This is a genomic window from Telmatobacter bradus, from assembly GCF_048629425.1.
GTDB classification, from domain to species: Bacteria; Acidobacteriota; Terriglobia; order Terriglobales; family Acidobacteriaceae; genus Telmatobacter; species Telmatobacter bradus.
Window position 1 is genome coordinate 4607943 of sequence record NZ_CP184532.1, and the last position, 24435, is coordinate 4632377.

Here is a 24435-nt window from a genome sequence, read left to right on the forward strand (position 1 = left end):
CGATTGCTTCAGCGGCCGAAGCTGTAACGCAAAGTGAATCGCGCCTGAACCGGCTCGACGGGGTGCATCACCCGGGTGAATGCCGCGTTCGCATTTATAGCCGCCCCAACGGCTTCCTGTCCTGCCAATGATGTAGGTGGAGTGGCCGGCAGCCCAAGCGTGGAAGCCGGCGCGATCTGCGAGACATAGGCGTAGTCCACGTCGTGGTCGCGGCGATTGAACACATTCAGCACTTCACCCACCAGGCTCCAGTTCCTGTTGAACTTGTACGTGGCTCCCACGTTGACCAGCGCAGTCGAGGGCGAGGTATAGAGGGCATCGGAGGTCAACGGGCGAGGTCCGAAGTAGCGCAGGCGCAGGCTCGCGGAAAAGCCCTTGTAATCCTGGGCCGTGGCGCCTGCGGCAACCACCCACCGAACGGCTTCCGGGACCTCCTTGCCATACTGATTTTGCTGATATGGGTTTGGCCCTAGCCCCACCCCATAGCAGTTCGAGTTCTTCTGACAAAGCTGGTATGAGCTCGTCGTTGAGTTGTAGGAGTAAAACGTCGAATCGTCTGGGTCTTGTTCGGTAAAAAGGGCGCGGGAGTCCGCAAAGTCCGCATCGAAAACCCAATGTTCCGACGGCGTGTAGAAGTTGCCCACCTCAATGCCATAGCGGTTGCTCGGCTGCTGCGATGGACTTGTGCCCCCGGTATCGCCGTCTTGCAGAAGTTCGGAATTCGAGTGCAGATACCAGACCTCAACGGTGCTTTGCAGATGCGGGACGGCTGCAGTGCGTACGCCCACTTCCGCGCCCTTGGTCGGCACCAGGAAGGGTATCTTGTTAGACGTCAGCGAATCGTAAACAGGCGTGTTGTAGTAGGGACTATCGGGCGATACCGGCTCATACAGTTGTGTTGCGCCGCGCACGTCGTTGGTGTGGTAGCTGAATCCGCCCTGCACGTAGATCTCAGTATTCGCCCATGGACCGAAGATCAAACTTGCTTTGGGACTCGGCAGAAACTTGGCCGTAGACTGGCCCGAATTGGGGTTGACATCGGCAGGATAGGGATCGCTGGGAAAATTGGGATTCGTGGGGTTCGAAAAGCTGGTCAGAATTCCCTTGCCGTAGTCGCCGCGCACAGCCAGCACGGAGCGGAGTTTTTTCGCCCACTGGATCTTGCTGGAGACCCAAGGGCTTCCAATCGTTTCTGTGAATTTGTTCAGGTCCGTCGCCGCAGGCAGAACCGCAATCTGATCGAGGCTAGACCAGCCGTTGTCCGAGTAGTTGACCGTATAGTATGTCTTGTCCGTGCGCACGCGATCCGAGCTCCGAAAGAGGCCGTTGTGAATCCAGTCGTTGCGGAGTTGCAGGCCAAACGTTGTTTCCACCTTGCGGCCGTACCACTCGCCGAAGATCGTGTGCCGTATGTCGAAGCCGGCCACCCAGCGGCGGTCCTGCTGCTCGAACTGGTCGCCCTTATAAGGATCGACCAGGTAGTAGGTGAAGTCGGAGAACAGATTCAGGTCGTAATAGAACCCGTAGGCCATGATTCTCGTCTCGGAATTTGCGGTCCTGTGGTGCCACTCACCCTGCAGGCTATAACGATGCGAATGGCCACCGTCGGTCGAGTCCAGGGTGCCGAAGAAGCCGGTATAGTTACCCATTTGGCCGGCCGGTGCGGTGGTAGCGAGAGCCGTATACGGCAGTTGATCGCTTGAATTCCAGCGCGTTCCAGCGTAGCCGCGGGCTGTGATGCTGAAACCGCTCGTGTCGTCGCCTTGGCTGTAGGTCGCAAGGCCGTTGAACTTGTAGAAATTGTCGGGATGCACCCATGGGCCGCCATCGTGATAGGCTTCTCCACCATAGAGCAGATTCCCCGCGCCCAGTTTGCGCGAGACGCCGAAAACGAAGCGCGCAAATTGATACATGCCGCCGTCAACCTGAACAAAGTTCTGAGGCAGCGTCTTGTACATCACCACCTGCGCATTGCCAGCCGAGCCGAAATCGCCAACTTCGGCGTAATAGGGGCCCTTCTGGGCATCCACCCGCTCGACGAACTCAGGAATGACGGTGTTCATGTCCGAGTAGCCCTCGCCGTGCGCGTGCGATGGCAGATTTAGAGGCATCCCGTCGATGAAGATTGCGAAATCCGTGCCGTGGTCCAGATTGAAGCCGCGCATAAAATATTGGTTCGCTTTACCGCCGCCGGCGTGCTGCGTGATGATGAGCCCCGGAAGCGTCTCTAAAATTTCTCCCGAGCGAAGCAGAGGACGGTTCTTGAGTTCCTCTGCGCCCACCGTTACCTGGCCAGCGGAAGAGGCGATTCCAATCAGATCGTCGGCACGGCCTTGGACATTGACGGTAGTGCTCACCTGGGCTACGGCCAGAGTGATGCGCAGTGGGGCCTGCGTCTCGGTGGTCCCGATGGTGATGGGGACTTCTTTCGTTTCAAACCCCGGATTCATAACGACGATCCGGTAATCGCCTGCCGCGAGTCCAGAAAAAACGAAAGAGCCGTCCATGCCTGAATGCACAGTTCTTTGCACAGTGCCGTCTCCGCCCAGAACGTGCACGTCTGCCCCGGCAATCACCGCGCCGGAGGCGTCCACAACACTCCCTGACAGTTGAGGCGAAGTTTGCGCGGAAACGGCTGTCGCTACGAACAAGATTGTCACCAGGAAAAGACGTGTTACACTTTTGATTTTCGTGTTACCTGTACACATGTTTGGTCTCCGTAGAATTTTGTCTGTCCAGTCTCTGTTTCAGTTGTCTGGGCGAGGGATTACCAGCGTTTCAGAGCAGACGACAACAGGTTCGGAATCTGAAGCTGCGCTTCGTCAACCGATCTATGCGTGAACGCGTGTCAATTTCAGGAAGGGCTCCTCGAATGGAGGAGAGACATTGCTTTGCATGATTGCTCGGTGCCGGATTTGCAGCTGCACAGCAGACCCGGAGTCGAAACACAGAACGGTTCCTGTTCGGTGTTTTCCGGATTTCTCTGCAATCACCCACGCGGACTCCTGACCGAGCAATCGGTTCTCACGGGGAAGGACCATGGTAACATGATTCTCAAAACCATGCTACCGCCATGTGAATGATGAAGTTGCTAGAGCGATCGGCTGCAAAGCGGAAAGACTCAAGACTCGCTGTTCAAGGGTGCGTCCTTCAACTCGAAGAGCGCAAGTGTCGAGCCATCTTGGAATGCGAAGCTCAGAGCGGACTCGAACCGAAAGCGAAACGGGAACACGGCATCGGCCCGCATCGACTGTTCGTCCCCGAACTTGCGCGCCACAGCCATGGACAACTCGAATGACAGAGCGGTCCCATTCTTCTCAGTTTCCGAGGTGATTGCCCACAGTCGATCGTCAACTCGGGATCGCAAGTACCCCAAGATTGCCGAGCTGATACCTTCCGGCGAGAAGGCGATCGCTTGCACCTTGAGATGCTCGCTCCGCAGGCGACTGAGCAGGTCCACTGCCTCTTGCTCTGAAATCGATTGACCTAATCCATCCAACGCGTTCGCTTCCTTGAAGTATTCGCGTCCTGCGCGGGGCGTTTTTGCTGATTCGGTCTGGTTCCTCGGCACGTGAAGCACGGAAGTTTCTCCCTTCTAACCATCACGCTTATCAGTCATTCGTATTACGTTTCCTGGAAAAGTAATATGATAGAAATCACAGCGTTGCTCCTTCGAACTGTTGCCTAAGCCTTCATCGAGCATCGCGCGCCAGAGGCGTCTCCGGAGCATTTCATGCGCAGCCTGTTTAACGATGCCGCAATCAACGTCAAAAGGAAGATCGCCGGCATCTACGGTCTGCTGCTGGTGTTCAATGTGGGCGCCTGGTCCTGGGCCATTCTGGCGTTTCGGCACTATCCTCTGCTACTCGGAACCGCCTTCCTCTCCTACAGTTTTGGTTTGCGCCATGCCGTGGACGCCGATCACATTGCGGCAATCGACAACGTGACCCGCAAATTGATGCAGGAAGGCAAACGGCCTGTCGCCGTTGGATTTCTCTTTTCGCTAGGCCATTCGACGATTGTTGTGATTGGCTCTGCGGTAATTGCCACAACGGCGTTCTTCCTCCAGCATCGGCTTGAAACTTTCCGCAACATCGGCGGAATCGTTGGCACACTCGTTTCCACTGCGTTCCTGTTTGGCATCGCCATCGCCAACCTGATTGTGCTTCGGTCGATCTACCAGACATTCATGCGCGTGCGTCAAGGGGCTGCTTACGTTGAGGAGGACCTGAATCTTCTTCTGGCGGGCCGGGGATTTCTTGCCCGGCTTTTCCGTCCCATGTTCGCGATGATCCGGCGCAGCTGGCACATGTACCCGCTCGGCGTCCTATTTGGCCTGGGATTCGATACTGCTACGGAAATCGGCCTGCTCGGCATCTCGGCGGCCGAAGCGTCGAAGGGGCTCCCGATCTGGTCGATCATGGTCTTTCCGGCTCTCTTCGCCGCAGGTATGTGCCTGATCGACACCACAGACAACATCCTCATGCTGGGCGCCTATGGCTGGGCGTTCGTCAAACCGGTTCGCAAGCTCTACTACAACATGACGATCACATTTGTGTCGGTCGTGGTTGCGTTTGTCGTCGGTGGAATCGAGGCGCTGGGCCTACTGGCCGACCAGTTCAATCTGGGCGGCGCATTTTGGTCCACGATGCACAGGCTCAACGAGAACTTCGGCACAGTCGGCTTTTTCATCATCGGACTGTTCGTGCTGAGCTGGATCGTCTCAATCGCGATCTATAAATGGCAACGGTTCGACGAGATGGAATTTGGCGACTGAATCCGGATTCGCCGTCCAGGATATGTCCGCTTAACAAGCGACCGCGAAAGCTGGTATATATTGACCAGTTTTAAGCGTCTGCCGAAATTCGCAGGCAGATTTGCGAATCAGGCAGTTCCCATGCTTGTCTTCCGTTTGAAGCGGCAAAGGAGGTTCGAATGACCACCCACTGTCATACACATACGCATGGTTCTGTCACACACGTCCACGAGCATTCCCATGCCGACGGGCATCATAACGGCCATACCCACGAGGTGCTGCCTCCTCCAGGCACAACGCACTCCCACGAACATACGCATGGCGAAGTCACGCACTCGCACACGCATGATCACGATCATGAACATTGATCTGCCCGAAGAATGATGCCTTGAGCGCCTGTCAGTGTTTGTGAGTGTGCAGAGCCGCGCCTGAATTGGTCAAGACCAGCTTTCCTAACTCCACGCCCCGGATCGCAAGCATCTTGTCCGCCATCTCCCGGATTTCCTTGCTGGGGCCCTTCATGATGACAACCTCCAGGCAATAGTGGTGGTCAAGGTGCACGTGCGTGGCAGCCAACACCAAAGTTCCGCCATGGTGTTGCATCTCCGTCAGTTTCTGAGAGAGGTTCGGTACATGGTGGTCATACACCAGTGTTAACGTGCCGACCACAGGCTTGTTTGAATCGATAACGTCGGAGAGGAGCGCGTCGCGAATCATGTCCCGCAGTGCTTCCGAGCGGTTCTGGTAGCCCCGCTTTGCGATGAGCTTGTCAAAGCCCGCCAACAGATCCTGTTCTAGAGAAATCCCTGTTCTGCTCAGTTCTGCCATCGATGTACTCCTCGATACAGATTCTAAAGGGGGCGGTGCGGATGGGATTTTCACTTGACAGGAAATCGCCGGGTATCAAATCAACACCCGGTTCAGGAGACGAGTGGCAGGTGAGTGTATGCGCGCCGGTGCAAAACTAGGCCACAGTGCGCCGCGTGAGCGGTGCTCTGCGGCGGAGTAAAAGCAAGCCACCGCCGGATCTTGTTTTCGTGAGCTATTGCGTTGCTGGCGTGGTTCATGGAACACCGGAGGGATGTTCCAGGTGGAGATATATGGGCGTGTGCGGCGTGCGGTTCGAGTCGAGGGCCGGAGTCAGCGGGCGGTAGCCAGGGAGTTTGGGCTTTCGCGGGAGACGGTACGGAAGATGCTGCAGTACGCGGTGCCGCCGGGCTACCAGCGACAGCAGCCGATCAAGCGGCCCAAGTTGGGGCCGTGGCTGGGTGTGATCGACGCCATTCGGGACGACGACAAGCAGAGACCGGCGAAGCAGCGGCACACCGCCAAGCGGATCTTCGAGCGACTGAAGGAAGAGCACGGTTTCACGGGCGGCTACACGATCGTGAAGGACTACGTGCGGTCGGCGGAGTTGCACAGCCGGGAGATGTTCATTCCGCTGATTCACGCGCCGGGCGAGGCACAGGCGGACTTCGGCGAAGCGCTGGTGGTGGTTGCCGGCGTGGAGCAGAAGGCGCACTACCTGGCGATGGACCTGCCGCACTCCGACGATTGCTTCGTAGCAGCGTTTCCGGCCGAGACCACCGAGGCGTTTCTCGAAGGCCATGTGCGAGCCTTTGCGTACTTCGGCGCTGTTCCGACACGGATACTCTACGACAACTCGAAGATCGCTGTGGCCCGGATACTCGGCGGTGAGGAGCGGCAGAAGACACGGGCGTTCTCCGAGTTACAGAGCTATTATCTGTTCGCCGACAAGTTCGGCCGTCCAGCCAAGGGCAACGACAAGGGCAAGGTCGAGGGTCTTGTGGGCTATGCCAGGCGGAACTTCATGGTTCCTATTCCACGCGTGTCGAGCTGGGAAGAGCTGAACAAGCGTCTGGAAGCAGAGTGCCGGAAGCGGCGGCTTCGACGGTTGCGCGGGCATACGGAGACCATCGGCGAACGCTTCGAGCGCGATCATGCCGCCATGCTGCCGCTGCCGGCGACGCCTTACGAAGCCTGCGAGAAGATCGCCGGCCGCGTCAGTTCACTGTCGCTGGTTCGCTATCGGTCGAACGATTACTCCGTGCCCACCCAGTACGGGCATCGCCAGGTATGGGTGAAGGGCTACGTGCATCAGTTGGTGATCGCCTGTGGCAGCGAGGTGATCGCCCGGCACGAACGCAGCTATGAACGCGAGACGGTAGTCTTTGATCCGATGCACTATCTGGCTCTGCTGGAACAGAAGACCAGAGCGCTGGACCAGGCCGCGCCACTGGCCGGCTGGCAGTTGCCGGATTGCTTTGCGCAGTTGCGGCGGTTGCTCGAAGCCAGGCTCAGGAAGCACGGCAGCCGGGAGTATGTGCAGGTGCTTCGTCTGATGGAGAGCTTCGACCTCAACGAAGTGACCCATGCCATCGAAGACGCCTTGAAGCTGGGTACGATCAGCTTCGACGCGGTGCGTCATCTGCTGCTGTGCCGCATCGAACGACGACCCCCGCGATTGGACATGGAGAACTATCCCCACCTGCCCATGGCGCAGGTGAGGACTACGCAGGCCGCCGACTACATGACACTGCTCGCCGAGGTGTGCGCATGAGCGGCACCGATGCTTCAGCAACCAACACCTCGGCTCATACGGCCGACACGCCGCAGTTGCTGCTCGACCATCATCTGAAGGAACTCCGCCTGCCCACCATCCTGCGCGAGTATGACAAGGTGGCAAGGCAGTGCGCGGTTGAGCAGGTGGACTATCAACACTACCTGTTGCGCATCACAGAACTTGAGCTGCTGGATCGCGAGCGCCGAGCAACGGAACGCCGCATCCGGCAAGCGAAGTTCCCGGTAGTCAAGACCATGGACACCTTCGACTTCCTGGCCATCCCGTCGGTGAACAAGACTCTGGTGCTGGAACTGGCCCGATGCGAGTTCCTCGCGCGCTGCGAGAACGTGCTGCTGCTGGGCAACAGCGGCACGGGAAAGACGCACATCGCCCTGGCTCTGGGCCTGGCCGCCTGCCAGCGCGGCCACCGCGTGCGCTTCACTACCACCGCTGCTCTGGTCAGCGAGCTGATCGAGGCTCGCGACGACAAGAAGCTGCTTCGCTTCCAGAAGCAGATCGCCAGCTATGAACTGCTCATCGTCGATGAACTGGGCTTCGTGCCTCTGTCCAAGACCGGGGCCGAGCTGCTGTTCGAGATGCTCAGCCAGCGCTACGAACGCGGGTCAACGATGGTGACCAGCAATCTGCCCTTCCAGGAATGGACAGAAGTTCTCGGCTCGGAGCGGCTCACCGGCGCCTTGCTCGACCGGCTCACCCACCATGTACACATCCTGGAGATGAACGCCGACAGCTACCGCCTCAAGCACAGCCGCCGGAAGCGGACCCCATCCGAACGCGCCGCGGGGTAGAGGGGCCTCTTCCGCTACGCTCCAGAGGCCCCTCTACCCCGCAATCCCACAACAACCGAACAGCTATCTACTGGCCTACTTTTACTCCGCCCCAGTGGCCTGGCTTTACTCCGCCCTTGACACAGGCAAAGTTGGCGTTGCCGGCTGGCGGCAGGCCATAGGTCCAGCGCTTGTCCTCCTTCAGCAGTTCGCCGCGCCAGTCGCTGTCGTTGAACGGAGGATTGGCGAGGACGTAGTCGGCCTTGAGGTCGGGATGCCGGTCGGCGTGGAAAGTGTCGCCATGGCCGATCTGCGCGTCGATGCCCCGGATGGCGAGGTTCATCTTAGCCAGACGCCAAGTGGTGTAGTTGGACTCCTGTCCGTAGATGGAGATGTCGCCGATCCGGCCGCTATGCGCCTCAATGAACTTTTCGCTCTGCACGAACATGCCGCCTGAGCCGCAGCAGGGATCGTAGACGCGGCCCTTATAGGGCGCGAGCATCGTGACCAGAACACGCACCACCCAGGAGGGTGTGTAGAATTGCCCGCCTTTTTTGCCTTCCGCGCTGGCGAATTGCGAGAGGAAATACTCGTAGACGCGGCCCAGGATGTCTTTGGCGCGGTCGGCGGGGCTGCCCAGGCCAAGGTCGCTGATCATGTTGATAAGCTGGCCGAGCCGCTGCTTGTCCAGGCCGGGGCGGGCGTAATCCTTGGGCAAAACGCCTTTGAGCGATGGGTTATCGCGCTCAATTGCGGCCATGGCATCGTCCACGATGGTGCCGATCTTGGGCTGGGGTGCGCTGGCCCGCAAATGGGCCCACCGGGCCTCTTTCGGCACCCAGAAGATGCTGACCGCCCGGTATTCGTCTGGATCCTCCGGGTCAGCACCCTCGGTCCGCTGACTCTCCAGTTCGGCGTGCTTGGCCTCGAAGGCGTCGGAGATGTATTTGAGGAAGATCAGCCCCAGCACGACGTGCTTGTATTCGGCCGCGTCCATATTGTTGCGCAGCGCGTCGGCGGCGGCCCATAGCTTGGGTTCAAAACCAATGGCAGTCGAAGTTCCCACGGATCAGACTTCTTTCCAAATGGCAATTGGCAGTCGCCTCCGATGGTAAATCAATCAGGAATGGCAGGCGCGAAAATGATGTCAGAGATTCGGGCGTGTTCTTGTCTTCTGCATCGACAAGTACCTCGTCTTGATGTACCTCCGTCAATGCTTTGGCAGGCGCTGCGGCTTTACGACCGAAACTCGGAAGAAGCTCCCAAAGGAGTTCATCTTCAATAACTCATCCACGGTGCGCGAGTTGGCAAGCCGTGGCAACGGCCCCATCGACAAATGGGATCGCGAGGGGTTCGAACTCAACCTCGAAATCGGCAAGGGTGGCATCTGGCTGCGCCTTACGGATGAGCAGTACGCCGCACTCGGAGGTGTGCTCTAACCGGGATCTTCCGAGAAAATCCGGCTGCCTATGCCGGGCTTTCTATCGCACTTACCTCGCCACGCGCAGGGATAGTTTCACGCTCGTGGTTACTACCGCAAATAGTGTTGGCGGAGGCTGGAGTATGAGTTGAGGCTGATCTAGTCTACCGTTACCGGGGTAATGCCAAGCCCGGCCGGAAGTAGACAGCCATGGAAAGCGGCGTTCAAGGAGGACCTCCAACCGACGGATTCGAGCCGCTGCTCGATTCCCGAGAGGCCAGCCGCTATCTCCGAATTCATTATAAAACGCTTGAGGCGAAGGCTCGACTCGGCCTGGTGCCGGCAATGAAGGAAGGCAAGTGCTGGCTGTTTCGCCTCTCGCTCCTCAACAAAGTTGTAGATCATAAATTAAAATCCAACCTAACCAACCATGCCGCGCTAACTCCCAACCGAAAGGATCAGGAGTCATGACAGAAGCGCGACAGCGTCCTATAAAGGGCAGCTTGCGGAAGGTTCCGCGAGCTGGCGGCAACTTCGACTGGGAATTCCGGTTTACGGACCCCGCAACTGGCAGCAATCGGTCGGAATATTTCTCAGGCCGGAAATATCCAACCAGCGAACAAATGGAACAGCGCCTCAAGATTCTCCGGGGCCAGCTCAACGACGGAAACTGCAAGTCGATCATCGCCCACCCTACGGTCGGCGATTTACTCGATCAGTACATCGCTGAAGAGAGACTGGAGAATATCAAGGCGCGGAAACCCGGCGAGCGGGCCACGAAGGAGGAGGAATTGTCCTACTCGACCGCATTGAGTTATCTGAGCTTGGCTAAGCAGACTCGCGAGGAATGGGGTGCGGTCAGGCTCGACGATTTCGAACCGCTGAAGTTCCAGAATTGGCTGAAGGCACTCGAATGCAAGCCGAAGACCAAGGGACACATCAAGGCTTTCGTAAACCGCCTCTTCAATAAGGCCAAGCTCTATGGGATGATCTCTTTCGTCGAGAATCCAATTCAGCTGGTCGAGGTACGAGGCATTTCAAAGCGCAAGAGGAAGCAGGCGGATCCGACCGTCGAGCAATGCTTCCTGATTCTCGGCTTGCTGCCGGAGCCATACAAGACCATGGCTCTGACAGCGCTATGCACGGGGATGCGCATCGAGGAAATCCTCGCTCTGAACTGGGCGAAGATTGATTTTGTGCGATTGTGCATGACAGTTGACGAAGCTTCGGTGCACGGCCGCCTCGGGCCGGTGAAGACGGAGTACTCGGAGGACGAGTTGCCCCTCGATCCGGATTTCGCCACGGCCCTGCTCCAATGGAAACTGATAAGCAAGGCAGGGGAGTCGGGCCTCGTGTTTCCGAGCCACATCACCGGGCAGTGCTACCACGCGTCGCCGCTCCAGCAGGACTGGATTCGTCGAGCGGGGTGGTGCTTGGTCGAGTGTCCGGAGTGCGGTGCAGCGCCCGGGGTTCGCTGTTCCGGGTTCCCAGAGCACAGAAAGAAGCGCCCTCTCATCGGGGTGCATTCACCGCGTCGCGAGGCTGCAACTGCGATTGGCTGCAGCGGGATCGGATGGCACACGTTCCGGCACAAGTACGAAACGCTCTTGCGGGGGGCCAAGACTCCGCTCGACGTGCAGCAGAAGCTGATGCGGCACGCCGACATTCGCACCACGACGCAGTACGGCGAGGTGCCGATGGAGAACCAGCGGGCGGCCAATAGCCAAGCTGTGCGGCCGTTTCTAGTGCGGAAGTCGTTGCACGAAGGCCCAGAAACCAGAATGGACGCCTAATAGGGCGCCCGTCGTTGGGTTGGAATCTGGGTTGGTCGATGACCTAAATGGTTGCGGGGGCTGGATTTGAACCAGCGACCTTTGGGTTATGAGCCCAACGAGCTACCGGGCTGCTCCACCCCGCAATCTGATTGTAGCAAGGGGTTGCCTTTGGAGTCAATGGAGGCAGGAGAGGATGAATTTACCGTAAAAAACCGTCTTCATCTTCATGGGAACCTTCTGCCCGGCTCCGTTAAACTAGCGTAAACATTGGCTATTGCATCCCTCGCGTGGTTCCTGCTTTTAGCGGTTACCCCTGAACTCTTCTCTTTGCCTCACGCGAGGCGCGAAAGAAAAACAAATCTTTTTTCGATGCAGTCGGCTGGTGAGGAGCGTGCATGTCCTCTTTGTATGTTGTAGTTCTCGCGGTGATTGTCCTTGCCTTGCTGGGCGTCGCCATCGATCGTACCCGCCGGGTGAAAACCAAGGCCGACTATCTGGTTGCCGGCCGTTCCCTGCCGGCCATGGTGTTGGTCATGACCCTGCTCACCAGCTGGATCGGTGCCGGGTCGCTCTTTGCCGGGGCTGAAAACGCTTATAAAAACGGCTTTGCCGCCCTCTGGCAGCCGGCTGGCGGCTGGCTGGGTCTGCTGCTCATCTACTTTATTGCCCCCCGCGCCCGCCGTTTTGCGCGCTTTACCCTGCCCGACCTGCTGGAAGCCCGCTACAACCAGGTAGCCCGCGTGCTGGGCACCATCGCCATCCTGTTTGCCTACGTGGGCATTGCCAGCTACCAGTTCCGGGGCGGCGGCGATGTACTGCACCTGATCTTTCCCGAGGCCATCACCCCCGAGCTGGGCACCTACATCATTGCTTTCTTCGTGATTCTGACCACGGCACTGGCGGGAATGTCGAGCGTGGCCTATATGGATGCGGGCATAGGCTCGCTGGTCACGGTCATCTGTGTGATCGCCGCGCCCATGCTCTTCTTCAAAAGCGGTGGATGGGCCGGGCTGCACGCCGCCCTGCCTGCCTCGCACTTTGAGCCGCTGGGCAACCTGTCGCTGGTGCATGCGCTGGAGTTTCTGGTACCCACCATGCTGCTGATGCTGGGCAATCAGGTGATGTACCAGAAGTTCTTCTCGGCACGCTCGGAACGCGACGCCAAGATCTCGGTGATTGGCTGGATCGTGGGCACCATCGTGCTGGAGACGCTGATCGTCTCCATCGCCGTCTTCGGCTCAGCCATGTTCCCGACCGGCGAAGCTGCGCTGCACCCACGCGAGATCATTCCCTACACGGCCCGCCACGGCCTGCCGGCGCTGATGGGTGCTCTGCTGCTGGGCGCGGTCTTTGCCAAGGTGATTTCCACCGCCTCCAATTACCTCTTCTCGCCCGCCACCAACCTGATCAACGACGTTTTCGTGCGCTACATCTCCCCGGACGCCTCGCAGAAGCGTGTGCTGATCGTCTCGCGGCTGGCCGTGGTGCTGCTGGGCTGCTGGGCGCTCTATCAGGCGGTCTACGCCGAAAGTATTCTGCAGAAGATGCTGTGGGCCTACACCATCTACTCCGCTGCCCTCACGCCCGTGGTTCTGGCCGCGTTTTACTCCAAGCGCGTAACGGCCTGGGGTGCGGTTTCGGCAATTGCCGCCGGCACCGTAGTCACGCTGGCCTGGGACGTGCCAACCGTCCGCGCCTTCTTCCCGCCGATCCTGGCCGAACGCGACGCCATCTTCCCGGCCTTGTTTGCCTCCCTGGCCGCCATGGTGCTGGTCAGCCTCTTCACCCCAAAACCGAGCGAAGAACAGTTGGCAAAGTTCGCGGAGTAGAGGTTCAAGGCCGTATCTACGTTGAGTGAAAATCCAGAAGTATGCTGTGGATTTTTCCTGGCGATATTGCTCCACCTCTCGCGCCATCCGGAAGAAGTTTTTCTCTGCCTCTTCCGCCATACAGAAATGTACACACAGGCACAAGGAACTCCCTCGTTCAGGCAGGCTAACTGGCTCTGGACGGGGGAGTTCAATGCTTTATGAATGTTCTGTAAATAGTTAGTACGGGAAGTTATCTAGATTCTTAACCAACCCTCTGCATTGACCTTCATGAAGGCGTGCGCACTTCTGTAAATAGGCTGTGAATGATGGACTTCCTGCGATCATAAAACCAAAAATCAATTTTATGCAACAGTGTTTTACAAGATAGCTGTAATTCACGAAGTATTCATTGACTCACGACAAGATGGAGGGAATGGAGGATACATGCGTTTGATGAACCATTCCAAAAAAATGCGCACGGTAAAAAGCCGCTGCTTGCAACAGCTGCTTTTTTGGAGCGCGCTAATACTACTAATTTCACCTCTCCGAGCTCATGCACAGTACGACACGGGCAGTGTGCTGGGCGAGATTCACGATGCTACGGGCGCGGTTCTTTCTGGAGCCTCGATAACGGCCGTGAATCGCGATACGGGCGTAAGCTTCAGCACAACCTCAGGCGATGCCGGGCAGTATGAGATTCCCTCCCTGCGTACAGGCATATACAAGATTACAGCGGCCCATGACGGCTTCAGTTCCGCAGTGGCCGATAACATTACCGTTTCGGTGGGCGTGCGTCAGCGCATCAACCTTACATTGCAGGTGGGCAAGGCCAGCGCCATCACGGTTGAAGTGAGCGACGTTGCACTGCAGCTTGAGACGGAATCGAGCGAACGCGGTGAAACGGTCACTGGCTATCAGACCGAGGCATTCCCGTTGGTGGGCCGCAACTACGCTGACCTTCTGGGCCTGGTGGTTGGTGCACGTCAGGCTCCCACGGCAGCAACCACCAGCGCGGTTAGCAGCCTGGTGCGTCAGGGCGCATATAACGTCAACGGCCAACGCTCCATGTTCAACAACTTTCTGCTCGACGGCATGGATAACAATGCCTACGGCGAAAGCAATCAGGGTTTCGACAATCAGATCGTCAACATTCCGCCGGATTCAGTAGCACAGTGGAATGTCGTTACCAATAACGAGAGCGCGGAGTTTGGTCGCTCATCGGGCGCAACGGTCAACGTGGCTTCCGCCAGCGGTACAAACCAGTTTCACACCACGCTGTATGAGTTCGTGCGCAATACCGATCTGAATGCTGCAGGCTTCTTCAAGCCCACGCTGATTGGCTCAGCGGGCGCAGCGGTTCCGTTCGTAAAGCCGGTGCTGCACCGCAACCAGTATGGCTTGAATTTTGGCGGACCGATCCTCAAGGACCGGCTGTTTTACTTTGTGGATTACGAGGGCCTGCGCGCCACGCTCAGCCCGCTTTATACGATCACGCTGCCTACGCAGAATGAGTTGAACGGCATTCTGGTAGCTCCGGTCGTGAATCCGCAGACGGGCACGATGTACGCTGCGGGTTCGAAGATTCCAACCACTGCGATGAACTCGCTGTCAGCATCGGTCCTCACTTATTTTAAGAACTTTTCCAGCCAGCTGCCCAGCGCGGGTCTGGCTACCACGGGTCTTGCCAGCAACGATTACGCCAAGGAAGTTCCCTTCACCGACAAGTTCGACAAGGGCGATCTTCGTCTGGACTATCACCAGAACGCGACCAACTCCTGGTTTGCGCGCATCAGCGACCGCAAGGAAACCGGTGTAAACAATCCGACGATTCCGCTACCGCTTGATGGCCAGACCAACGGCACCATCCGCGTGCTTGATCAGCAGGTGGCTCTTGGTTACACACACCTGATCGGCGAAAACAAGGTCATCGATGCGCGTCTGGGACTTTCGCGCACCAAAGCTGGCAAGTGGTCGCTCTCGATTGGCGATAATGCCTTCAATATTCCCGGTCTGCCCACCACGGCGGGCATTGCGGGCGGTCTGCCTGCAATGAACTTTGCCAGCGGTTCCTTTACCGGGTTTGGTCGCCAAACCACCAACCCGCAGTGGCAGAATCCTGCCTTGATCGATCCCAAGGTGAACTTTACCTGGCTGCGTGGCAAGCACTCGCTCAAGTTCGGTTATGAATATGAGCATGTGTGGATGGCGGTGAACGACAACAACCCGCTCTACGGCGGTTACAGCTTCAGCGGCGGCTACAGCCTTTGCACGCCGGCCATGTCGTCCAGCTATTGCGCCACGCTGAGCAATGGCACAGCAGCACCGAAGACGGCCGTAGCCGACACTTACTGGGCGGACTTCCTCTTCGGTCTTTCCAACAGCTACCAGTTGGCCAACTACTTTGTGGCCCATCTGCGCCAGAGCCTGGACAGCGCCTACGCCCAGGACGACTGGAAGGTTACTCCGAATCTGACTCTGAACCTGGGTCTGCGTTGGGAGTACGGCTCGCCGTACAGCGAACAGCACAACAACATTTCCAACTTTGATCCGGTCAGCCAGACCGTGTTGACCATTGCTCCGGGAGCAACCACGGGCAGTGGCATTACGGCGGTTTCGCCCAGCGGCACTTATGGCAAGACGCTGGTGAATCCCGACTACGGCGACTGGTCGCCGCGTATCGGCTTTGCTTATGCCGTCTCGCAGAAGACCGTCGTGCGCGGCGGCTTTGGCACGGGCTACGTACACTACACCCGCGCTGGCTCGGGCGACATTCTGGCCATCAACGCCCCGCAGGCGCAGTTTGCCGCAGTTACGCAGATCACGCCCACCACGTCGAATGGCTGCAGCACACCGCTGCCTTCGCAGATCATTGCCACCGGCAGCACGACGCCGAAATGCTTTGCCACCATCAGCCAGGGCTTTCCGTCGGGCCTAACCACCAGCTTCAACTCCGCCACCGACAACATTACCTGGATCAACAAGAACAAGCGCGACAGCTACGTGGAGAACGCCTTCCTGAGCGTACAGCAGCAGCTAGCCAAGAACACGATTCTGGATGTGGCTTACATCTTCAATCACGGCGTCAAGCTGGAAGGTTTTGTCAACGGCAACCAGAAGAATCCTTCGAACAGCTTCGCGCGGCCTTACGGTAACTGGCCGAGCGATATTACCGAAGCTCTCAACGAGTTCTACTCCAACTTCAACGCTCTGCAGGTCAAGTATGAGCAGCGCTTTGTAGGTGGTCTCACGCTGTTGAACTCCTTCACCTGGGAGCACTCGCTCGATAACGCTTCGGCCTCGCTTGAAGGCAACACGCCTTCGCCGCAGGACGGCAACAACATCCGCGCTGACTACGGCCAGTCAGACTACAACCTGCCGGTGGCCAACGTCACCAGCCTGGTGTATGAACTGCCGATAGGCCACGGTCACCGCTACCTGTCCGGCTCCAGCAAGCTGGTCAACACGCTTGTGGGTGGGTGGCAGGTGAGCGCCATCAATACCATTCAGGCCGGTACGCCGTTCAACATCACCTACTCGCCCAACTCCGCACAGGCAGTCAGTCCGCAGATCTCTGCCACTTATCGCGGAGCCAACGAGTACCGTCCGTATGCAGTGCCAGGCAAGAAGGTGACGCAGGGCCGTGGTTCGCGCGCAGCCAACACCGGCTACGTGAACTACATCAACTACAACGCCTTCGTGCTGCAGCCCATCAAGGATGCGGCAAGCAACGTGCTCAGCCCCTTCGGCACCGCCCCGCGCAATCCGGGCCGCACGCCGGGCTACTACAACCTGGACTTCGACATGGTGAAGAAGTTCAACACGCCCATCGAGCGCGCCAAGATTGAGTTCCGCGCCGAGGCCTACAACCTAACCAACCACACCAATCTGTACCTGCCCAGCACCATCGGCGGCACACAGGGCACCACCACTTCGACGCTGGGCGCTGGCGCTTCTGCCACGCTGGGCGAGATCACCGGCGGCACGCCCACCAGTGGTGGACAGATCACCAGCACCTTCCAGCCGCGTGTTCTACAGTTCGGTCTGAAGGTCATCTACTAAACACAAAAACAGTCTGCAAACAAAATGCCCGTTCGCCTCATCTTCCGGCGAACGGGCATTTTATTTTTATTTACGAAGTGGAAGCAAAAGCTCTACCGGCTGGTGGTAGCTTCTGCCGAAGTTATTCTGCCTTGGATGGGACGAGAGATTCCTCTTCCAACTCCACGGAAGGATTGACCAGCGCCCGGCGCAACCAGAGCGGAGGATCAAACATGAGCATCTCCTGAATGCGGAGAATCATGTCGGCAATGAATTGCGGATGGTCCAGCTTGATGGAAAAAACCTTGACATGGTTGAGGGCCAGAGCGGAGTAGGCATTCAAGGTACTTTGCACCAACAGCACACGCGCACCCTCCAGAGAGGCAATGCGTTCATCCACTGCGGCTTCATTCAGAATTGGATCCTTTTTTCCGCCGCCACAACCGCCCTGTTTTTCCTTGCAGCCCTGTCCGCCACCGGGGCCACGTTTGGTGGGCGGCTGTACAAGAGCACTGGAGGCAAAGCGCAGAACTGCAATCTCGCGTGCTTCGGAACTGCTGACCTCGCAGAGAACGATCTCACTGGCCTGCTCAAAACCGGCATCAATCTTTTCTCCGCCGTTAGTGGCAAAGGCTATGCGGACACGCCGTTCTTCCATACCTTCCTCATTTCTGCCGCTGCAACAAAAGACCGGCGGCGGTTGGCCTAGAGCATCTCTCCTGAAGGTATAGAGCGAGTCGATGCAGCATCGTTGACGCGACCCACAGGGAGCGGCAACCAGGCAAGATTTTGCCACTTCACAGCATCAGGAGAGATGCTCTAATCAATTTTCTTAAAACGAAAATCCTTCAATCAAGTTTGCAGAGACGGTTTCGACCCTGTGCTCCATCCAGAGCGGTGTGTCCATGCGCAGCATTTCCTGCAAGCGTGCAAGGACGGCCCCGATGAACTCCTGCTTGTCTACGCAAACAGGAAAGATTCCGACCTTTTTGAGTTCCAGCGCCGTAAGGCCATGCAGCGAAGATTGCACCACCAGAACCCTGACCGAGGCTTGCTGCAACGCCTGCACTCGGGCCTGAATCTCACGATCCTCCGGGGCCGAGTCCACAAGTTTTTTGCCGCCACAACGCGTATATCCCGGCGCAATCCGCTGCCTGTCGGCACACTTCTTTTTCTGCGCAGTCGTAGAATCAAAGCAGAGGACACCGCCTGAAACTACGTCCTCCGCATCGACGACATAAAGTGCAAGGCGCTCGGCATCTTCCAGCCCGCCGCTGATGCGTTCACGATTTTTTGTGGCAAAAGCCACATGCAGCGTACGTTTATTCATGCGACCCTCCCGCATTTGTCAGGATTGAAACTGCTCCCACCGAATGGCTTTGGAACGGAAGGCTGCCTCCCAGTCGTTGGCCATCACTTCAAGCAGATTGAGCATGCCGTCGTAGCCCATGTAAGCCCCATCGCGATAGCAGGTGCGATTGGTGGGCTGAACCACATCGAATGCACAGTGAATGCCGAGTTCCTCGGCAATATATTTTTCCCAGGACGAGCCAATCACGGAATCAATTTCAAGGGTAGCCAGTGACTGCTTGACCTTGAAACCATCCACGCCGAAAGCAATCTGTGGCGAAATTTGCAGCCGCTCAAGTTCCTGCTCCAGCAGCGCGCGCGCCTGTTTTGAGCTGGAGCGGATCAGCAGCAGTTCGGGAATCATCTCCAGATCTTCAAAGAGCATGCGCGTCAGTCCGATGGCCAGGGAAGCATCGGCCGAAATGGCCACATGCGCATTGCGATAGCGCGGCACAATCATCAGCCCGCGACGACGCAACGTGTCGGTAACCTTGGTCTCACCCTCTTCAATGATCTTCTCTACAACATCAGAAGCCTGAAAGTATTCGCCCAGCGCCCGCAGCCAGTTGAAGGTGTTCTTGAGTCCATAGGGCAGCGGAAGCCCCTCAAGGATGATGGGAACGCCGTGGCGCTCTTTCATCTTCTTGAGGAAGTCAAAGCCAACGTCCTGCGTGAGGGCAATGTTGGCCGTTGCGGCAGAGGCCAGCGCTATTTCCTCAATGCTGGTGGAGTAAGGAAAGGCGCAATGCGTTTCAACGCCCATGGCCGTGAGCACTTCGCGCACCCAGTTCAGATCAGCCCACCAGGTTGGATTCAATCCGGCCTGCGGCAGCACCAGATTTACCGAGCGGGGCAAACGTTCGCCCTGCCACGGCTCAATTAACTCCGCCAGCACGCCCATGCCAATGTCCATGCCCGCATACAGGTCACCGCGAAATCCGCCAGAGTGTATGGGAATGAGCCGCGCCTTGACCTTGGGCTGCAGCAGACGGCAGAGGCCATCGATGTCTTCACCAATGATGTCCGCCGAACAGGTGCCCACCACGAACATGACCTTGGTGTTGAAGGTGGCATCGGCCTTCAGAATCAGGTCGCGCAATTTATCGGTTGCGCCCATGATGATGTCGGTTTCAAACAGACGCGTGCAGGCCACTTTGCGCTGCGTAAAATCGCACTCGTGATTGTCGTAGCCAAGTGCAACAGTAGCGGCGCAGCCCTGCGGAGAATGCAAAACGATGCTGATGTCGCGCACGCCTGCAATGATATTGGCAACGCCCTCCAGAGCGCAGCCAATCATGGGATCGTGCGAGTGAGAACAATCGTTGAAAGCTAATTCATTGAGCATGCGCCCTTCCTCCTTTGTCCGGCATACATGGTGCAATCCGGGACTTCCTGCGCCAGCTTGCCCGTGAGCGACTGCACGGAAACAAGGCCCGACGATTTGGGAAAGACGATGCGCTTAGCCATGGCGCTGCGCGGACGGAAGGCATAATCGAGCGCGGACTTGATGCAACGCGCTACCTTAAGCGCTCCGCGATAGCCAAAGCGCGGCCGGTTGAGAATTGCATTCAGGTCCACCAGGGGAATGCTTGGGAAACTCAAGGACGGCCCGAAGTACACGGTCTCTTTGGGATCGAGCCCGCCGAGAAATTCGAGCAACTCTGCTTCGGTCTGCTCCATCGATTCGTACTTGCCCAGCTTGAGCGTTCCCTTGGTGATCAGAATCTCGGGGTCGAGTCCGGTGGCCAGCAGGTAATCGATGCTGGTTTCGCGGGCTTCCGCGCTCCAGGGATGGAAGTTGAAGATGATGGCGCGCATCCCGAAGTCGCGTTCAAGCATGTGAGCAATGGAGAGCGCCTTGATGGCATCGTGGCCTTCAACGATGGCGGTCTTGCCCTCCAGTTGTGGCTTGATGACTTCCCACTGCTCGCGAATGGCCTCGTATTCGCGGTCGATCAGCTGCTGCGCCTCGGCTTCTTTGCCAAGGTGCTTGGCGGCTCCGCGAATCCAGTGCTCGGTGGCGGCAATGCCGTAGGGAAGGATGGTGAAATTCAGCGGTGTGCCAAAGGCCTCCTGCATGGCTGAGCCAATGGCATAGCCAAGATCCAGACAGAGGGCACAATTAACCGCTGCGCTGGGCGCTTTGCGCAACTCTTCCAGTGAGCAGTTACCAGCAATCACGGAATGAATGCGCGCGCCCATGCCTTCGATCAGGCGCACCAGTTCCTTCACATCGGTGTCGATCTCGGTGCGTTCCGGGCCCATCTTTGCGCCTACGATGTTGACGGCATCGGCCAGCTCGGCCTTGCTCTCGGGCGTGGGCGCGTCCATCAGCTTGGTGATTTCACGAAAGACAAGATCAAAGCCGCTGCGATATTCTCCGGCAAATCCTTCGCAGTGGATGGGGAGGATGCGCGCGGAAACTTTGGACTGCAGCTGTTTTGCAACCGCGTCTACGTTGTCGCCAATAATACCGGTAGCGCAACTGGTGGCCACAAAAATCACGTCGGGTTTGTACTTGGCGTCGACTTCGAGAATCGCGCCTTTCAGTTGATGTTCGCCTCCATAGATAATCTGGCTCTGCTTGAGGTTGGTGCTGAGAACCGGCTCATAGGGCGAGGCGCTGTTGCGGCTATTGGTAAGCTTGTAGGCCTGCTTGACGCCAAAGGCGCAACCGCTCGGTCCATGCGTAAGCAGGATGGTGTTGCGAATGCCAGAAAGAATTTTGGAGGCAGTCCAGAATTTACAGGGGCGCGTGTGGCTGCCCTGCAGCGCAGTGGGAATTTTGCCTGCGCGGGCCAGTTGATAGAGTTCACTGAGGGGACCGTGAAAAACAACGTGATCAGCGACAGAGGGTGTGGATTCAGAATTCGGCATGGCTATCCTCCTGGGGTGGACCGGGTGGACTGGAACGTACAAGATGAGATCGGCTTTTGCGCTTTGTTGCGATGCACTGTTTTTGAGTAAAAATCCGGGCAGCAAGCTGCCGATAGCTCACTGCCCAGGGAATCAAATTGCCATGCGTTCACTTACCATGTGTTAAGCAGCCACTCGCGATCCTTCTTGAACTCCATTTGCGCAAACAGCGTGTTGGCGATCGTCTCGCCGAGCAGCATTGCGCCCTTGTAGCCAATCACCGGATGGCGGTAGAGGCCGGCACGATCAAAGGTGGGGAAGCCCACCCTCACCATGGGGATTCCGGCATCGATTGCCACATATCTGCCTTTGGAATGTCCCATGATGAGGTCCGGCTTCAGCGCACCTGATTTGATGCGCTTTTCCAGTTCCCACAGATCGGCGTTGCAGACAATTTCCATGTCATAATCAACGGATTCCTGCAAAGCAAGAATGCGCGGATCCTTGACGTAGTTGCTATTGTCGTCGCCAAGCAGCAGGAGAGTTGGTTTCAGTTCCACCTCGCGGCAGAACTCGGCAAGACCGATGACCAGATCAGGATTGCCGTAAAGGGCCACGGTCTTATCGGCAAAGAACATGTGCGCCAGATCAGCCAGCGCGTCAATGGCCAGACCGCGCTCCTTCACCAGCGAGTCAGGAATCTTCTTGCCGGTGATTTTTTCAATCTGTTGCAGCATGATGTCCGTGTTGCGAATGCCGATGGGCGTGGGCGTAATGGTTCCCGGCACACTGAACTTCTTGTCGAGATATTGCGCCGCCGACCAGCCTTCGTAACGGCTAAGGGCGATGGAGGCCGCCGCATCGGCGGTGCCTTCCAGATCCTCCACAGTGGTTGAACCGTGGGTAAAGGAGTCCTTGTCCGGCATGGTGGGTGAGTCAAACGACTCAATATCCATCAGTACCGTGGCATCCACACCCATCTCGCTCAGGTAGTACTTCAACGCCGTTACGTCGCCCGGATTCACCCAGCCGGTAAAGACGTTCAGCTTGCCATTGGGCTCGTTCTTCTTGGCCAGCGTCTTGATGATTGCTTCAATCGCAACGTTGTAGCCGCTAACATGGCTGCCCGTGTAGCTGGGCGTGTGCACTGGAACCAGATGCACCGTGCGGTCCGGAAATTCATCCTTCAGCTTCTTGTTCAGCTTGCGGATGGCACCTTCGATATCGTCGCCAATGGTTTCTGTGGAACAAGTAGTGATGATGGGGATGACACGCAACTCCGGGTAGCGGCGAACCATCACCTGCACAGCTTCGTCCAGGCGCTTGATGCCGCCGAAGACCGCCGCCTCTTCATGCAGCGAGGAGGAGGCGATGTCAAAGTTTTCGGCTCTTGACGAGAATGTGTAAAGGCCATCGTTTTACGCGGCTTTCTGAAAGGCGACGAGTTGGGTTCTTGTGGCGGCCAGCCGTTGCGCTTTCAGCAGCAGGTAGTTGAGATTGCGGTAGCCGCGTCCGCGTCGCAACAGCGCTTTGATGTTGCCGTTGACTGCTTCGACCACCCCCAGGGGAACCTTTGTTCTGCAGTAGTTCAGGATTCCCTCCAGATGGCGAAGCAGCATGTCGGCCAACTTCTCCATGGGCTTGAGCCGCTGCCAGCGCAACTGATCGATCCAGTTCTTCAGGTAGCGCAACATCGCGCCCTCATATCTGTAGCTCCACAGCCGATCCAGACTTTCCTTGAGCAGGTACGCCTTCATCACGCGCCGGTTCAGCGCAAACAGTTCGTTGAGTTGCTGTTTTTGGCGCGCGGTCAGATGCACCCAGCGCGTCAGCAGCAGCCAGCGCTTGCCCTTGACCAGTTCCCGCGCCGGCCCGCCCTTGCGGAAGAACTCCTGGCGGCGCACCTCATCCACAGCCGCTCCGGCGTGCTTCATGATGTGAAATTTGTCATAGATGATGCGGCAGTTGGGCAGCCACTCGGCGATGCTCTGCTTGAACGGTTCCCACATATCGACGCAGGCAGCCTGCACCGCGCCACGTTGAAAGGGGCTCAGTTGCTTGGCGAAGAACTCGTCGAGCGTTTCCTTCTTCCGCTCCGCGCCGAACCACAGAGGCTCGGCGGTCCCGAGGTTGCTCACCACGGTGATGAACTTTTGCTTTTTGCCCACAAAGATCTCGTCCACACCCATCTGCCGCAAGGCCGGCTTGCGCCGCGACTTTGCCCAACGCGCCAGATACCGCTGATCGATGGCCCGCACCGTGCTCGCCGCCAGACCAAACTGCCGCGCTACTCGGCTGGCTGCGGAGCTTTCGCAGGCTTGGCCTACCGCATCCTCGAAACGCTTGCTGAAGGGCGCTTTGCCAGGAAGCAGCGGCACCTTCTCCGCCTTGACGCCGCAGTCCAGGCAACGAACCCGGTACAGCTCGATCACCACCGTGGTCAGATACTCGAAGCACGGCAGATCGCGCACTTCCCGCTCATAGCTGGCTACCATTTCGCCTGTTGGCCTGCCGCAGCCGGAACAGACCAGCAACTTGTTGGCCCGCTTGCGCCGAACCCAAAGCTTCAGCCTTTTGCCAGGCTCGTCAATCTCATGCGGTAGACCTTGTAGCCCGGCCATCCCAATACCCGCGTCCAATCGTTGTCGCGCATCGGGAGGAGAATAGCCGATTCCACACCTCAAGCAAAACCCGCGAAAATCACGCTGCCTTACAGATTCCTGCGCAGAGCCAAGTTTTCCTTGAAGTGCTGCGCAAACAAGAGGCGCACAAACATACTGCATCCCTGACCACCATGGACCAGTGGAATGCAATCCTTGATGCCGATGCCGGCGTACTGCGCGCCGCAGGGCTGGCAGTTAAAGATGGGATTGATGATGCCGGATCGATCTTTTTGTACTACAGAGCACGACATAGGCTCCTCCTCGTAGATCTTGACAGCGGGGCCACGGGCCAACGCGGGTTATAGCTCATTCAGAATGGGTGTAGATGTTGATGGATCCAGGTGCCGTTTTTCTAAAAAACCGGCACCTGGAACACTCATTCAGACTGCACGCT

The 24435-nt window shown here is 57.7% G+C and carries 19 protein-coding genes, 1 tRNA gene and 1 pseudogene; 9 read left to right on the top strand and 12 right to left on the bottom strand.

Annotated elements, in window-relative coordinates:
- Nucleotides 1–8: 8 nt before the first annotated feature.
- Nucleotides 9–2651 (bottom strand): TonB-dependent receptor, encoded by a 2643-nt coding sequence (locus tag ACOBR2_RS19165; RefSeq protein ID WP_420237689.1) that lies wholly within the window; start codon nucleotides 2649–2651, stop codon nucleotides 9–11.
- 470 nt (nucleotides 2652–3121) lie between these two features.
- Nucleotides 3122–3580, bottom strand: a complete 459-nt coding sequence (locus ACOBR2_RS19170; protein WP_420237690.1) for a hypothetical protein — start codon at nucleotides 3578–3580, stop codon at nucleotides 3122–3124.
- Between the two features lie 153 nt (nucleotides 3581–3733).
- Here ACOBR2_RS19170 and ACOBR2_RS19175 point away from each other — a divergent pair, with 153 nt between their 5' ends.
- Together ACOBR2_RS19175 and ACOBR2_RS19180 are read left to right on the top strand one after the other, a co-directional pair.
- Nucleotides 3734–4777 (top strand): HoxN/HupN/NixA family nickel/cobalt transporter, encoded by a 1044-nt coding sequence (locus ACOBR2_RS19175; RefSeq protein WP_420237691.1) that lies wholly within the window; start codon nucleotides 3734–3736, stop codon nucleotides 4775–4777.
- Between the two features lie 158 nt (nucleotides 4778–4935).
- Nucleotides 4936–5124, top strand: coding sequence for a hypothetical protein (locus tag ACOBR2_RS19180; protein ID WP_420237692.1), 189 nt, complete (start codon nucleotides 4936–4938; stop codon nucleotides 5122–5124).
- A gap of 31 nt (nucleotides 5125–5155) precedes the next feature.
- Here ACOBR2_RS19180 and nikR read toward each other — a convergent pair whose 3' ends face one another.
- Complete coding sequence (gene nikR, locus ACOBR2_RS19185) at nucleotides 5156–5584, bottom strand: nickel-responsive transcriptional regulator NikR (protein WP_420237693.1); 429 nt, start codon at nucleotides 5582–5584, stop codon at nucleotides 5156–5158.
- Nucleotides 5585–5837: 253 nt separating this feature from the next.
- On the opposite strand from nikR, the gene istA reads away from it, so the two are divergent.
- Nucleotides 5838–7337 carry an IS21 family transposase gene (gene istA, locus ACOBR2_RS19190; protein WP_420237694.1) on the top strand — a complete coding sequence of 500 codons (1500 nt, stop codon included), beginning with the start codon at nucleotides 5838–5840 and terminating at the stop codon, nucleotides 7335–7337.
- Nucleotides 7334–8149 (top strand): IS21-like element helper ATPase IstB, encoded by an 816-nt coding sequence (istB, locus tag ACOBR2_RS19195; protein WP_420237695.1) that lies wholly within the window; start codon nucleotides 7334–7336, stop codon nucleotides 8147–8149. Before istA ends, istB begins: the two co-directional genes overlap by 4 nt.
- A 67-nt stretch (nucleotides 8150–8216) precedes the next feature.
- Here the strand turns inward: istB and ACOBR2_RS19200 are convergent, their stop codons facing one another.
- Nucleotides 8217–9194, bottom strand: coding sequence for a type I restriction-modification system subunit M (locus ACOBR2_RS19200; RefSeq protein ID WP_420237696.1), 978 nt, complete (start codon nucleotides 9192–9194; stop codon nucleotides 8217–8219).
- Between the two features lie 133 nt (nucleotides 9195–9327).
- On the opposite strand from ACOBR2_RS19200, the gene ACOBR2_RS19205 reads away from it, so the two are divergent.
- The 3 genes from ACOBR2_RS19205 to ACOBR2_RS19215 all read left to right on the top strand — a co-directional run bounded on the left by ACOBR2_RS19205 (nucleotide 9328) and on the right by ACOBR2_RS19215 (nucleotide 11341).
- Entirely contained in the window at nucleotides 9328–9567 is a 240-nt protein-coding gene (locus ACOBR2_RS19205) for a hypothetical protein (RefSeq protein WP_420237697.1), read from the top strand.
- Between the two features lie 191 nt (nucleotides 9568–9758).
- Entirely contained in the window at nucleotides 9759–10019 is a 261-nt protein-coding gene (locus ACOBR2_RS19210) for a helix-turn-helix domain-containing protein (protein WP_420237698.1), read from the top strand.
- Nucleotides 10016–11341 (top strand): tyrosine-type recombinase/integrase, encoded by a 1326-nt coding sequence (locus ACOBR2_RS19215; protein WP_420237699.1) that lies wholly within the window; start codon nucleotides 10016–10018, stop codon nucleotides 11339–11341. Before ACOBR2_RS19210 ends, ACOBR2_RS19215 begins: the two co-directional genes overlap by 4 nt.
- 48 nt (nucleotides 11342–11389) lie before the next feature.
- On the opposite strand, the gene ACOBR2_RS19220 is transcribed toward ACOBR2_RS19215, so the two are convergent.
- Nucleotides 11390–11466: transfer RNA gene (locus tag ACOBR2_RS19220), tRNA-Met, on the bottom strand.
- Nucleotides 11467–11718: 252 nt separating this feature from the next.
- On the opposite strand from ACOBR2_RS19220, the gene ACOBR2_RS19225 reads away from it, so the two are divergent.
- A complete protein-coding gene (locus tag ACOBR2_RS19225) occupies nucleotides 11719–13152 on the top strand; it encodes a sodium:solute symporter family protein (RefSeq protein ID WP_420237700.1) in 1434 nt (477 codons plus the stop codon).
- A 558-nt stretch (nucleotides 13153–13710) separates the two neighbouring features.
- On the top strand, nucleotides 13711–17193 hold the full coding sequence (locus tag ACOBR2_RS19230; protein WP_420237701.1) for a TonB-dependent receptor domain-containing protein: 3483 nt from the start codon (nucleotides 13711–13713) through the stop codon (nucleotides 17191–17193).
- A 121-nt stretch (nucleotides 17194–17314) separates the two neighbouring features.
- Here the strand turns inward: ACOBR2_RS19230 and ACOBR2_RS19235 are convergent, their stop codons facing one another.
- The 7 genes and pseudogenes from ACOBR2_RS19235 to ACOBR2_RS19265 all read right to left on the bottom strand — a co-directional run bounded on the left by ACOBR2_RS19235 (nucleotide 17315) and on the right by ACOBR2_RS19265 (nucleotide 24292).
- Complete coding sequence (locus ACOBR2_RS19235) at nucleotides 17315–17830, bottom strand: hypothetical protein (protein WP_420237702.1); 516 nt, start codon at nucleotides 17828–17830, stop codon at nucleotides 17315–17317.
- 174 nt (nucleotides 17831–18004) lie between these two features.
- Complete coding sequence (locus ACOBR2_RS19240) at nucleotides 18005–18502, bottom strand: hypothetical protein (RefSeq protein ID WP_420237703.1); 498 nt, start codon at nucleotides 18500–18502, stop codon at nucleotides 18005–18007.
- An 18-nt stretch (nucleotides 18503–18520) separates the two neighbouring features.
- Complete coding sequence (locus ACOBR2_RS19245; protein WP_420237704.1) at nucleotides 18521–19867, bottom strand: nitrogenase component 1; 1347 nt, start codon at nucleotides 19865–19867, stop codon at nucleotides 18521–18523.
- A complete protein-coding gene (locus ACOBR2_RS19250) occupies nucleotides 19852–21399 on the bottom strand; it encodes a nitrogenase component 1 (RefSeq protein WP_420237705.1) in 1548 nt (515 codons plus the stop codon). Before ACOBR2_RS19250 ends, ACOBR2_RS19245 begins: the two co-directional genes overlap by 16 nt.
- Nucleotides 21400–21551: 152 nt before the next feature.
- Nucleotides 21552–22760: pseudogene (locus tag ACOBR2_RS19255) on the bottom strand (nitrogenase component 1); the annotation flags it as partial.
- Between the two features lie 36 nt (nucleotides 22761–22796).
- On the bottom strand, nucleotides 22797–23999 hold the full coding sequence (locus tag ACOBR2_RS19260) for an ISL3 family transposase (protein ID WP_420236936.1): 1203 nt from the start codon (nucleotides 23997–23999) through the stop codon (nucleotides 22797–22799).
- A gap of 89 nt (nucleotides 24000–24088) precedes the next feature.
- Nucleotides 24089–24292: a nitrogenase component 1 gene (locus ACOBR2_RS19265; protein WP_420237706.1), complete on the bottom strand. Its 204-nt coding sequence runs from the start codon at nucleotides 24290–24292 to the stop codon at nucleotides 24089–24091.
- Between the last annotated feature and the right edge of the window lie 143 nt (nucleotides 24293–24435).